Raw genomic sequence first — 11,067 nt, forward strand, 5'->3', positions numbered from 1 at the left:
ATGCGTGAGGTGCCGGTGGAGCGCATCTACCGTGATGTCCGGCTGCTTCGGTTGTACGAGGGGACCAGCGAGATTCAACGACTGATCGTCGGCGGCGGCCTGATCAGAGCCGAACAGAAGCGGACGTCGTGAACACAACCCCGCCGAACGGGCAGTATTGCGCTGATCTCGGGTGGCACACAGACGTCGGTGCCTAACGTGGACGGGGACGACGAAAGGACCAGCGCATGTCGCACTTCCCCGGCCTCTCCCACGTGGCCGTGACCGTATCCGATCTTGCCGCCAGCACCGAGTGGTACTCACGACTGTTCGACGCGTCCCCCGTACTCGACGAGGACGAAGAATCCGGCAACTATCACCACACCGTGTTCGCGCTCGACGGCGGAATGCTGTTCGGATTGCACACCCACGGCGACGCTCAGGTCTCCGGTGCCTTCGACGAGAAGAGAACGGGCGTGGACCACATCGCGTTCGGCTGCACACAGGACGACCTGGCGTCTTGGGTATCGACGCTCGACCGACTCGGCATCGCGCACAGCGGTATCGAACACGCACACTACGGGTCCGGAATCTCGTTCCGTGATCCCGACAACATTGCCCTCGAATTCTTCGCTGCGCCTGCCTGACCGCGCTGCCCGTCACATCTTCAGGTCCCGCAGAAGGTCCGAAATCCGGCGCTGAAGTTCGCAGGCGCGGGCAGGGCGTACTCGGACCGTTCGTCGCGGCGGTCGAACGGTGTCGTGACGACGTCGAGCAGACGCTCGACAGGCGCGAGATCACCATCGGTCGCGGACCTGAGTGCGGCGTCGACCAGATGGTTGCGGGGAATGTAGGCGGGGTTGACGCGATCCATCCCGTCGGCGATCGACGAAAAGTTCTGTCCCGGTGCCGAAACAGCTGTCCGCCAACGCTCGAGCCACTCCGCGGACGCGTCCGGTGGAACGAGGGAGTCGAAGGGCGACGAGTCTCCGCGCAGGTTTTCGGCGAGGGCACGGAAGGTCAGGGTCCAGTCGGCTCGGCGGTCGGTGAGCAAGCGATGCAGTTCGTCGACGAGCGCCGCGTCCGCGCCATCGTCTGCCAGGCCGAGCTTGAGGGCCATCGCGGCAGAGTAGTGCCGGCGGTAGCGTTCCCCGAACGTGTCCAGCACCGCGGTGAGAGCCGTGATGGCGGTATCGGGCGTCGAATCGACCAGGGGCAGTAGTGTTTCGCCGAACCTGGCCAGATTCCACCCGAGCACTGCGGGTTGATTGCCGTAGGCATAGCGTCCGCCGTGGTCGATGGAGCTGAACACCGTAGCCGGATCGTAGGAGTCGAGAAATGCGCACGGTCCGTAGTCGATGGTCTCCCCGGAGATCGTCGTGTTGTCGGTGTTCATGACACCGTGCACGAATCCGACCGACATCCACTGCGCGACAAGCGATGCCTGGGCTTCGACGACAGCCTCGAAGAAGGCGAGACAGCGTTCCTCGACCGGCAGCTCGAGCAGTTCCGGATAGTGGCGGGCTATCGCGTAGTCGGCGAGGGGCTGCGTGAGCCCCTCGCGCCGAGCCGCGAACTCGAAGGTGCCCACTCGCAGATGGCTCGACGCGACCCTGGCAAGCACTGCCCCGGGCTGCGGACCTCCTTCTCGCACCACCTGTTCACCGGTGGTGACGACGGCGAGCGAACGTGTGGTGGGAATGTGCAGCGCGTGCATCGCTGCGCTGATGAGGTACTCGCGCAGCATGGCGCCCACTACCGCTCTCCCGTCGCCCCCACGCGAGAACGGGGTAGCGCCGGACCCCTTGAGATGCAGATCGACTCGATGACCCCGATCATCGCGCAGCTCGCCCAGCAGCAGTGCTCGGCCGTCCCCCAACAGGGGAACGAAATTGCCGAACTGATGACCCGCGTACGCCATCGCCACAGTGGCGGATTCGGCCGGAGGAGTCGACCCCGACAGCACAGCGGCCGCCTCGGCCGTGCGCAGCGACGTCGGGTCGAGCGCGAGAGATCGGGCGAGGTCATCGTCGAGAATCAGCACCCGAGGATCCGGCGCGTGGGTGCCCTGCCACGGCACTGTGAGTCCAGGAACCTCGTCGGCGAAGGTCGTCTCGAACCCGAATGCGGGCAGGCCCGTGGTCGGTACCGTCGGCTGCGGCGAGGAGTCGGTCATGACAGAAGGATTACCACGAATCTCCGTACCCAACCCTGAGGGCACAGCATCGCGAACCTTTCAGGTGCCGAGTACCCGGCGGTTGTCCTCGAACAACTCGTGCACGGTGCCCGCATCGAAGCGGATGTGTACGCGCCCGTCGCCGTCTCCGGACACTCGCGCTCGCACCTCGTAGACCTCGGCGATCAGTTCCTCGGTCAGCACCTCCGCGGGTGTGCCGCTTGCGACGACCCTGCCGTCCTTGAGAACCAGGACCTCGTCGCAGAACATCGCCGCCAGGTTCAGGTCGTGGAGCGCGACGACGCTGGTGATCGGCAGGCGCGCAACGAGGGCCAACAGCTCGAGCTGGTGATGGATATCGAGATGGTTGGTGGGTTCGTCCAGCAACATCTCGCGGGGCTGCTGGGCCAGTGCGCGTGCGATGTGTGCCCGCTGCTGCTCACCACCGGAGAGCGTGCGCCACAATCGATCCGCTTTGTCGGTGAGTCCGGTCTGCGCGAGCGCATCGTCCACGGCGTCGTCGTCCAGGTCGCTTCCACCGAAGGCCCCGCGATGCGGGATGCGTCCCAGACGCACGACGTCTCCGACCGTCACGTCGACGTCGGTGTGCGCGTGCTGTCCGACGACCGCGACGGCGCGGGCGATGTGTCTGCGCTTGAGCGAACCGAGCTCCGCACCGTCGAGTTCGACGACACCGGCGGTGGGTGATGCGGCCCCGGCCATCAGGTGCAGCAGTGAGGACTTACCGGAACCGTTGGGGCCCAACAGTCCCACCATGCGGCCGGGCCCCGGATGCAGGGTCACGCCGTCGACCACCAGGACGTCACCGCGCTTCCAGGACACGTTCGATGCGTGCAGTGTCATCGAATTCCCCTCCTTCGAGCCATGATCGCGATGAAGGCCGGAACGCCGACCAACGCCGTTCCGACGCCGACCGGAAGCGGGGTCGGCGCAAACGCGACCCGGGAGACGGCGTCGACCCACACCATGAAGATCGCGCCGATGACGGCAGTGGTGGGTACGAGGCGGCTGTGGTTGGGCCCCACGAGCAGTCGAGCCGCATGCGGCAGAATGAGGCCGACGAAACCGATCGCACCGGCGACGCTGACCAATGTCGCGGTGATCAGGGCGGTGCCGACGAGCAGAGCCAATCGGACTTTCTTGACATCGAAGCCGAGCGAGGACGCCACCGAGTTGCCGAACGCGAACGCGTCGAGCACGTACGCGTAGTAACAACACACCACCGCGCCGATGCCGGCCACGGTCACACACAGCACGACGTCGTTCCATCGCACACCCTCGAACGAACCGAGCAGCCAGAACATCACGCCGCGCGTCTCGTCCGAGTCGGCGAACGCGAAGATCACGAAAGACGTCAGGGCCGAGAACAATTGAGTGGTTGCAACACCGGCGAGAATCACGCGATCGTTTCCGCTGCCGGACATTCGGGCGAGAAACAACACCAGGCCGAACGCGACGAGTGCACCGATGAACGCACCACCGGACAGCCCGAGCGCGGCCCCGCCGACACCGAGGACACCGACCACGACGGCACCCGTCGAGGCACCCGAGGAGACACCGAGCACGAACGGGTCCGCCAGGGGATTACGCAGAAGCGACTGCATGATGACGCCGCAGATGCCGAGTCCGACGCCACTGGCTGCAGCGACGAGCGCACGGGGGAGTCGCTCCTCCCAGATGATCGCGTTCTTCGATACCTTCACCGGGATGTCGGTGATGCCGAGATGGTTGAGCACCACGTCGCGCACGTTGACCAGCGAGATGTTCGCCGGCCCGAGGGTGATGGCGACGAGAACCGACACCACGCACAGCACGACCCCGCCCAGCAGGGCGAACACCCAACGCCACAGGCTGCGGGAGGTCTGCGATCGCTGGGCGGAGCGCCGACGGGTGATGGTCGCGGTCAGGACGACAGTCCCAGGTCGCGCAGTCCGGCCGACACCTTCTCGACACCGTCGACGGCCCGGATCGACGGGTTCATCTCCGCACCGTGCAAGGAGATGTAGCGCTTGTCTCGGACGGCGGCCATCGTGCCGGTGACGGGGTCGGACTCGAGGAATGCGATCTTGTCGGCGAGCAGGTCACCGGGAAAACGGTTGCGCGCCAGGTCGCCCAGTACCAGGACGGTCGGATCCCGATCCACCATGGTCTCCCAGCCGACGGCAGGCCAGTCGTCGTCGGTGTCGGCGAAGACGTTCGTCATACCGACCGTTCTGGCGAGTAGATCGGCCGATCCCCGTCCGCCTGCTATGTACGGACTCTTGGTGTCCGCGAACCAGAATGCCACGGAGACATCCGATTCGGCAGTGGTCGCGGTGGCGTCGGCCATGCGGGTCTTCAGTTCGTCGACGAACTCGGCACCGCGCTCGTTGACGTCGAAGATCGCCGCGAGTTCGGTGATCTCCTGGTACAGCGACTCCATCGTGAGCGGAGTCGTTCGGGTGTTGCCCCCGTTGACACTGCGACCGGCGTCGCAGTCGGTGGGTGAAAGATACGTGGCCGCACCGGTTTCGGAGAAGCGGGACCGCTGAGCGACGCCGCCTTGCTCGAAGTGGCGTCCGAACGATGCGGTGACGAGATCGGGTTCGGTATCGACCACGACCTCGTAGGTGGGGGCGTTGTCGGCCAGTCGGGGAACCGAGGCGTTCGCGTCGGCGAGGTTCTCGCGGACCGGATCGGTCCAGGACGCGGTGCCGACCATTCGGTCCTGCACGCCGAGCGAGAGGAGAATTTCGGTGGAGTTCTGATCCAGCGACACTACCCGCTGAGGTGCCGAGTCGAAGGTCACCGACTCCCCGCAGTTGTCGATCGTCAGAGGGTAGGTGGTCCCACCTGCGGTGGTGTCCGAGACCGCGTCGGGAACCTCCTCGGAGGCTCCGCACGCGACGAGCGATCCGACCAGGGCAGCAGCGGCGGCGAGGGTGCCTGCGCGGCGACGAACGTTGAGCACGTGGGATGTCCTTCGGGTTCCGACAGCAACGAGCCGCCGGGGATCACCCGACGGCGCAGCGCGCCCGAGGCGCGCATGAGCACAGGCTAACCTTTGGTTGGCGGTGATGGAAATCGTCGCCGCTGAGCCGTCGGTGAGAAACCGGTCCGCGCCGACGCTGTCCGCGACATAATCGGTGGTATGGCCGACTTCAACGAGATGATCATCGAGGAGTTCCGCAGTAACGGTGGACACGTGTCCACGGCTGGGTTCGGCGATTCCCTTGTCGTCGTGCACTCGATCGGTGCCAAGAGTGGCGAGATCCGGCTGAATCCGCTGATGGCGATTTCCCAGGAAGGCAGCTGGTTGATCGTCGGCTCGGCCGCAGGTTCACCCAAAGACCCCGCCTGGGTTCACAATCTGCGCGCACATCCTCGCGTCGACATCGAGGTTCCCCACGATGGGGGAGTACGGACCGTCGCAGTGGAGGCCTCGGAAGTCCCCGACGCCGAATGGGCCGACAGTTGGCAGAAGTTCCTCGACGCCTCCTCCGGATTCGCGAAATACGTCGAGACCGCCGAGGGCCGTCGATTCCCGATCTTCCGCCTCACTCCCACCTGATCTCCCGGGGCGAGTTTTCCGACTTCGACAAGCGTTGCGCCTGAACGACAATGGACCTGAATGACAATGGATCCGTCGCCAGGGGACGCGGCGCTCCGAGCTCGTCGAGATCTGATCAGCCGGAGGCGAGGGCCTTCTGTCGGTCGGCCACCCGGCCGGCTATGGCAGAAGCGAGATCGGCGACCTCTGCATCGAGTTCCTCGCGACTCCTGGTATCGGTTTCGTACAGGAAGTTCGTCGATCCCACTGTTGCACCGCAGTATTCGATGATGCCTCGCTCGATCTGCGTACGGAAAGCGGCATCGACGCCGTGGCGCTCGAAGCTGTCGGCATCGTCGCCGGCAAGGGCAACCAGGTGGACGGTGAGTCGGTCCAGCTTCTTGTCGAACCCGACTCCAGGGCTGTATTCGTACGCCCATCCGCTGACGAAGACGCGATCGATCCACCCTTTCAATAGCGCGGGCATCGACCACCAGTACATCGGGAAGACCAGAACCAGGTGATCGGCGCGATCGATTCGTTCCTGTTCGACACGTACGTCCTCCGGTGTGGTTCCGTTACCGCGGAACAGCTTCAGGTCTACGTCCTCGAATCGAGGATCGAAGTTCTCGGCCGCCAGATCGGCCGTCTCGACGGTGTCGCCCGCGGTGCGGATCGCGTCCGATACGGATCGAGCGACGTGGTGGGTCAGGGAGTCGGGGTCGGAATGGGAGACTACGACAAGTGTGGTCATGGCTGATTCCTTCGGTGAGGAGAAGCGGCTATGTACCAAGAGTAGGTTACTATTCGTATATAGTGCAAGGAGGTGCCCGATGGCCCGGACGCGACTGTCTCGCTCCGACCGATACGACCAGTTGGTGGATGTCTCCTGGGCTCTCGTGCGGGCGGAAGGAGCCGACGCTCTGACGCTCGGCCGACTCGCCGAACACGCCGGCGTCGCAAAACCCGTGGTGTACAGCCACTTCGCCTCGCGTGCGGAACTCCTGGCCGCCCTGTTCACGGAATTCGACGACCGGCAAACGGTCATGCTCGAGGAATCCCTCCACGCCGCGCCCACCTCGTTGAACGGCCGCGCACACGCAATCGCCAACTCGTACGTGGGCTGCGCGTTGGCGCAGGGGCGTGAGCTGACGGGTGTACTGGCGGCATTGGAGGGCTCGCCCGAACTCGAACAGGTCAAGCGATCGGCCGAACGGGCGTATTCCGATCGATGCCGGTCGATTCTCGAGCCGTTCAGCGGCTCCGGCGGGATCTCGGCATCGTCGATCACCGCGATCTTCGGTGCAGCGGAAGCGCTGTCGCACGCGGCGGTATCGGGCGCAATCGCACCCGAGGAAGCCACAGGTGAACTGGCCGAGCTGATCATCGCCGTCGTGGGGAAACACTGACCCCGCAGCTCACTCGGCGATGAACATCGGTCTACCGACAACCGGATCTGTCACTACTCGGGCGCGGATCTCGAATACCTCGTCCAGCAGCGTCGGTGTCACGATGTCGCTGGGATGCCCGTCGGCGACGATCGCACCATCACGCATGGCCACGATCCGGTCGCAGTACCGCGCCGCCTGATTGAGATCGTGCAGCACCATCACCACGGTCTTCCCTCGATTCTCGACCAGATCGACGACCAGTTCCATCACGTCGATCTGATGACGCACGTCGAGATACGTGGTGGGTTCGTCCAGTAGCAGCACTTCGGTTTCCTGCGCCAAAGCCATTGCGATCCAGGTACGTTGACGCTCACCGCCGGAGAGCGATTCGACAGTGCGGTCGGCGAGGTGGAGGATTCCGGTCGAGCGCATCGCCGTGTGCATGGCCTCGTCGTCGTGCCGTCTGAGCATCGACATCGCACCGAGCCGCGGATATCGACCCTGCTCGACCAGCTCGCGGACGCGTAGCCCGGGCGGTGCGACAGCGGTCTGAGGCAGGATCGCAAGTCTTCTGGCTGTCTCGATCGACGATCGGTCACGCACAGGGATGCCGTCCAGCCGCACCTGTCCGTGGCGAGGGACCAACACCCTGGCCAAAGCCATCAGCAACGTCGACTTGCCGGATCCGTTGGGGCCGACCAGCGCGGTGACCGTTCTCTTCTCGATGGCGATGTCGAGGTGTTCGGATACCGTCCGATTGCGATACCCGAGACCGAGGTCGACGGTCTCGAGAATCGGTGTGGTGACGTATTCCGTCATCGAGCATCCTTTCGGATCAGCCAGATGAGATAGGGAGCGCCGACGAGTGCCGTCACAGCCCCGACCGGGAGTCCCGATACGTCTGGTCCGTTGCCTGGTATGTCGATCGAGGCACTGAAGGCGAGAAGGTCTGCGGCGGACAGCAGCACGGCACCACCGATCACGCTGACCGGAATCAGTCCCCTGTGGTCGCCTCCGAGGGCGGCCCGTGCGGCGTGGGGGGCGATCAATCCGACGAACGCGACGGCACCCGCGGCCGTGACCGCCGTCGACGTGGCCAGTACCGCGATGGCGAGCAGCAACATTCGAGTCCTGTGGGGGCGAATCCCGAGGCCGGTGGATGTCGCGTCGCCCAGCACGAGCGCATTTGCGCGCGAAGCACACAGCAGACCGGCCGGTATCAGTACGATTGCCCAGGGCCACAATCGATTCCAGTCGTCCGTTGTCCTGGCATTGAGAGAGCCGATCAGCCATCGAAGAACCACGCCCATCGGTTGTGCATCGACGACGAGCAGCAGTGATGTCACCGCGGACAGGACAGCGCCGATGAGGATTCCCGCGACCGCCAGGGAGCGTCGGCCCAGCAGGTACAGAGCCAGTCCGGCACATGCGGCACCGAGCAGTGACGCCAGGGGTGCGGCACCGGAGGCGGGCAACACCAGAATCGACACCACAACGCCCAGCGCCGCACCGGATCCCACACCTGTCGTCGACGGTTCGGCCAGTGGGTTTCGCATGACTGCTTGCAGCAACACGCCTGCCAGTGCGAGGAGTGCACCGGCAACCAATCCGACGAGCACTCGTGGAAGACGGTAGTTCCTGACGATGATCTCGTGTGCCCGCACCTCCGACGTGCCGGTCAGTACTCTGATCACCTCGGCCGTTTCGAGTTCGCTGCGCCCCGAGACGAGGTGAAGTATCACCAGGCCGGCGATGCACGTCATCCCGATCATTACGAGGTGCCGAGCCTTCATCGTGTGGCGGCTTGTCTGTGCAGAGCCATCAGCAATACGGGAACGCCGAGCAGTGTCGTCGTGATGCCCACGGGGATCTCGATCGGATACAGCAAGATTCGCGACGCCAGATCGGCGGTAGCGAGCAGGACTGCGCCGATGATGGGCGTGAGCAGGAATATCCGCCGTGAACTCGTCGTGTGCAGAGCCCATCGAGCCAGATGTGGGGACAGCAACGCGACATAGGCAACCGGACCGCACACCGATGCCACCGCGGCGGTGAGCGCTGCGGCGCACGCCAGTGCGGTCAGCCGGGTCGGTATCACGGAGATGCCCAGTCCCGCAGCCACATCGTCTCCGAGTGCAAGGGCAGCGACCCGATGCCGCATGAGCAGAGCGAGTGGGATGCAGACGGCAAGCCAGGGTGCTGCGACACCGAGATGGCTCCAACCTCGCTCGCCGAGACTGCCGAGCAGGTACCGAAAGAGCAGGGGCAGGTTCCCTTCGGTGCCCAGGCCGACCAGTGCAATGACCAGTCCCGACGCGAGAGCGCTGACCGCAGCACCGAGCAGTACCACTCGGTGAGGGTCGCTGGTCGGTCCAACGGTGGTGATGACCGCAATGCCGGCGACAGCTGCGCCGCACAGTGCCAGATAGGGAAGTGCTGTCAGCGGCAACGGAATTGCAAACACGGCAACGGCCGTCATCGCGACAGCCGCACCGGAGGACACGCCCAGAATCTCCGGACCGGCAATCCTGTTGCGCAGTACATCCTGCATCAACGCTCCCGCCAGTCCGAGGGCTGCACCGCTCACCAGGCCCAACAGCACACGCGGCAGTCGAACGAGCGCAACGTGCGGGTGGAGGGGATTCGACGGGTCGAGCACGGCGTCGAGCGCGCGCACCGGATCGAGAGTCGGCTCGCCCAGGCACAGAGCCAGCACGATCACGGCGACGCAGGCGCAGGTACCCGCAGCACGCCAACCTCTATCGGTAATGATTATCATTGCGGATACATCATTCTGCAAAGGAGTTCCCATGCGCAAGTTGTCCGGCTTTTCTCGATTGTTCGGCGCACTCGCACTCTCGGTGTTCGCGCTCGCGGCATGCGGTACCGCCGATGCGGGCAACGCCGACGCAGCAGCTGCGGTCACGGTCACCGACGACAGCGGAACGGTGATCGAGCTCGATGCACCCGTCGAGCGAATCGCGTGCCTGACGCTCATGTGTGTCGACGCGTTGAAGGAGGTGGGCATGACCCCCGTCGCTTACCGAGAGGAACTTGCGGCCGATCCCCGCTATGCCGGTCCGGATGTGGACATGCGCAAGATCACGGGCGGATTCGGTGAAGAGAACGTCGAGGACATCGCGCTCTCGGAACCGGACCTCGTCATCGGACTCGGGGGAGTGCAGGACGGGTTGCGGGGTGCCGTCGAGGAAGTGGCACCGATGTACCTGGTGAATCCGACTTCCTGGCGGGATTCGGTCGAATTCCTCCGCACGATAGGCCGTTTGACGGATCGGCAGGAGCAGGCGGACGCAGCTGCCGAGGCGTTCACCGCCGAGGTCGATGCGGCCGCGGGCAAGTGGAAAGGCCTCACGACGCTGTCGATGTACGGCGAACCGGGCAGTCTCGGAGTCGATTCCGTCGACACCCCCGTCGGCTCGCTTCTCGCGGAGGTCAGTGACTATCCGTGGCAGGCGGGAACCGATGCCTTCGCGACGGTATCGGTGGAGCAGATCGCGTCGGTGGATCCGGATGTGGTCTTCGCGCAGGCATTTTCATCAGGTTCCGACAGCGAGCCTCTCTCTGACCGGCTGGCGAGCAATCCGTTGTGGTCGGGTGTGGCGGCGGCCCGCAACGATCGGGTGATCGAGGTGGACGCCGGGGTGTGGGCGACAGGGCGCGGAACGATTTCGTTGCGGTTGGTGCTCGCCACGGTGACGAACGAGCTCGAAAGTTCCTGAACCTTATTGAAAATGATTATCGATTGACGTAGGGTCGGACACCTCGACGATGTCGAGTCCATGGATCGGTTGCACCGCAACCGATTTGCCCATCGAAGAAGGAGAACCATGAACGACAACGAGCTGTTCCGTTCGATCCAGTCACCGGTGTCCCTGGCGACACACTCCGCGGGCCACAGCAACGCCCTGGTCGAGAACCCCTTCGAGGAAGCCGAGGACTGATCGCGGTGG

The 11,067-nt window shown here is 64.7% G+C and carries 14 protein-coding genes; 6 read left to right on the forward strand and 8 right to left on the reverse strand.

The window, feature by feature from the left end; translation table 11 throughout:
- Both A2J02_RS27505 and A2J02_RS26820 read left to right on the forward strand, forming a co-directional pair.
- Positions 1–132, forward strand: a 132-nt coding sequence (locus tag A2J02_RS27505; protein WP_269454992.1) for an acyl-CoA dehydrogenase family protein, incomplete at its 5' end; no start/stop codon positions are given.
- Between the two features lie 95 nt (positions 133–227).
- Positions 228–626: a VOC family protein gene (locus A2J02_RS26820; protein ID WP_068056035.1), complete on the forward strand. Its 399-nt coding sequence runs from the start codon at positions 228–230 to the stop codon at positions 624–626.
- Positions 627–646: 20 nt separating this feature from the next.
- Here A2J02_RS26820 and A2J02_RS26825 read toward each other — a convergent pair whose 3' ends face one another.
- The 4 genes from A2J02_RS26825 to A2J02_RS26840 form a co-directional block, all read right to left on the reverse strand.
- Positions 647–2,155, reverse strand: coding sequence for a protein adenylyltransferase SelO (locus A2J02_RS26825; RefSeq protein WP_068056038.1), 1,509 nt, complete (start codon positions 2,153–2,155; stop codon positions 647–649).
- A 60-nt stretch (positions 2,156–2,215) separates the two neighbouring features.
- Entirely contained in the window at positions 2,216–3,019 is an 804-nt protein-coding gene (locus tag A2J02_RS26830; RefSeq protein ID WP_068056041.1) for an ABC transporter ATP-binding protein, read from the reverse strand.
- On the reverse strand, positions 3,016–4,014 hold the full coding sequence (locus tag A2J02_RS26835; RefSeq protein ID WP_373455107.1) for a FecCD family ABC transporter permease: 999 nt from the start codon (positions 4,012–4,014) through the stop codon (positions 3,016–3,018). Before A2J02_RS26835 ends, A2J02_RS26830 begins: the two co-directional genes overlap by 4 nt.
- 65 nt (positions 4,015–4,079) lie before the next feature.
- Positions 4,080–5,126, reverse strand: a complete 1,047-nt coding sequence (locus tag A2J02_RS26840; protein WP_068056044.1) for an ABC transporter substrate-binding protein — start codon at positions 5,124–5,126, stop codon at positions 4,080–4,082.
- A gap of 180 nt (positions 5,127–5,306) precedes the next feature.
- Here A2J02_RS26840 and A2J02_RS26845 point away from each other — a divergent pair, with 180 nt between their 5' ends.
- Positions 5,307–5,726, forward strand: coding sequence for a nitroreductase/quinone reductase family protein (locus tag A2J02_RS26845; RefSeq protein WP_068056047.1), 420 nt, complete (start codon positions 5,307–5,309; stop codon positions 5,724–5,726).
- Between the two features lie 115 nt (positions 5,727–5,841).
- On the opposite strand, the gene A2J02_RS26850 is transcribed toward A2J02_RS26845, so the two are convergent.
- Positions 5,842–6,459 carry an NAD(P)H-dependent oxidoreductase gene (locus A2J02_RS26850; RefSeq protein ID WP_068056049.1) on the reverse strand — a complete coding sequence of 206 codons (618 nt, stop codon included), beginning with the start codon at positions 6,457–6,459 and terminating at the stop codon, positions 5,842–5,844.
- 79 nt (positions 6,460–6,538) lie between these two features.
- Between A2J02_RS26850 and A2J02_RS26855 the strand changes: the two genes are divergently transcribed.
- A complete protein-coding gene (locus A2J02_RS26855) occupies positions 6,539–7,114 on the forward strand; it encodes a TetR/AcrR family transcriptional regulator (protein WP_068056052.1) in 576 nt (191 codons plus the stop codon).
- A 9-nt stretch (positions 7,115–7,123) separates the two neighbouring features.
- Here A2J02_RS26855 and A2J02_RS26860 read toward each other — a convergent pair whose 3' ends face one another.
- From A2J02_RS26860 to A2J02_RS26870, 3 genes are read right to left on the reverse strand one after another with little or no spacing between them, the layout of a single operon-like run.
- The gene (locus A2J02_RS26860) at positions 7,124–7,915 is read right to left on the reverse strand and encodes an ABC transporter ATP-binding protein (RefSeq protein ID WP_068056055.1); all 792 of its coding nucleotides are present in this window, start codon (positions 7,913–7,915) and stop codon (positions 7,124–7,126) included.
- Positions 7,912–8,859 (reverse strand): FecCD family ABC transporter permease, encoded by a 948-nt coding sequence (locus A2J02_RS26865; protein ID WP_197478154.1) that lies wholly within the window; start codon positions 8,857–8,859, stop codon positions 7,912–7,914. The genes A2J02_RS26860 and A2J02_RS26865 overlap by 4 nt, the downstream gene beginning before the upstream one ends.
- A gap of 26 nt (positions 8,860–8,885) precedes the next feature.
- The gene (locus A2J02_RS26870; RefSeq protein ID WP_197478155.1) at positions 8,886–9,875 is read right to left on the reverse strand and encodes a FecCD family ABC transporter permease; all 990 of its coding nucleotides are present in this window, start codon (positions 9,873–9,875) and stop codon (positions 8,886–8,888) included.
- A gap of 31 nt (positions 9,876–9,906) precedes the next feature.
- Here A2J02_RS26870 and A2J02_RS26875 point away from each other — a divergent pair, with 31 nt between their 5' ends.
- Positions 9,907–10,836, forward strand: a complete 930-nt coding sequence (locus A2J02_RS26875; RefSeq protein ID WP_068056064.1) for an ABC transporter substrate-binding protein — start codon at positions 9,907–9,909, stop codon at positions 10,834–10,836.
- Between the two features lie 108 nt (positions 10,837–10,944).
- Positions 10,945–11,058, forward strand: a complete 114-nt coding sequence (gene amiA / locus A2J02_RS28945) for a streptamidine family RiPP (RefSeq protein WP_254924168.1) — start codon at positions 10,945–10,947, stop codon at positions 11,056–11,058.
- The last annotated feature ends 9 nt before the right edge of the window (positions 11,059–11,067 follow it).

Origin of the sequence: Rhodococcus sp. EPR-147, from assembly GCF_001647185.1 — a bacterium.
GTDB lineage: Bacteria > Actinomycetota > Actinomycetes > Mycobacteriales > Mycobacteriaceae > Rhodococcoides.

What these genes read in the sequence shown, in the direction of transcription:
- A2J02_RS26820 (WP_068056035.1), top strand. Translation starts at nt 228, where the DNA reads ATGTCGCACTTCCCCGGCCTCTCCCACGTGGCCGTGACCGTATCCGAT.
- A2J02_RS26825 (WP_068056038.1), bottom strand. Translation starts at nt 2,155, where the DNA reads ATGACCGACTCCTCGCCGCAGCCGACGGTACCGACCACGGGCCTGCCC.
- A2J02_RS26830 (WP_068056041.1), bottom strand. Translation starts at nt 3,019, where the DNA reads ATGACACTGCACGCATCGAACGTGTCCTGGAAGCGCGGTGACGTCCTG.
- A2J02_RS26845 (WP_068056047.1), top strand. Translation starts at nt 5,307, where the DNA reads ATGGCCGACTTCAACGAGATGATCATCGAGGAGTTCCGCAGTAACGGT.
- A2J02_RS26850 (WP_068056049.1), bottom strand. Translation starts at nt 6,459, where the DNA reads ATGACCACACTTGTCGTAGTCTCCCATTCCGACCCCGACTCCCTGACC.
- A2J02_RS26855 (WP_068056052.1), top strand. Translation starts at nt 6,539, where the DNA reads ATGGCCCGGACGCGACTGTCTCGCTCCGACCGATACGACCAGTTGGTG.
- A2J02_RS26860 (WP_068056055.1), bottom strand. Translation starts at nt 7,915, where the DNA reads ATGACGGAATACGTCACCACACCGATTCTCGAGACCGTCGACCTCGGT.
- A2J02_RS26865 (WP_197478154.1), bottom strand. Translation starts at nt 8,859, where the DNA reads ATGACGTGCATCGCCGGCCTGGTGATACTTCACCTCGTCTCGGGGCGC.
- A2J02_RS26870 (WP_197478155.1), bottom strand. Translation starts at nt 9,875, where the DNA reads ATGATAATCATTACCGATAGAGGTTGGCGTGCTGCGGGTACCTGCGCC.
- A2J02_RS26875 (WP_068056064.1), top strand. Translation starts at nt 9,907, where the DNA reads ATGCGCAAGTTGTCCGGCTTTTCTCGATTGTTCGGCGCACTCGCACTC.
- amiA (WP_254924168.1), top strand. Translation starts at nt 10,945, where the DNA reads ATGAACGACAACGAGCTGTTCCGTTCGATCCAGTCACCGGTGTCCCTG.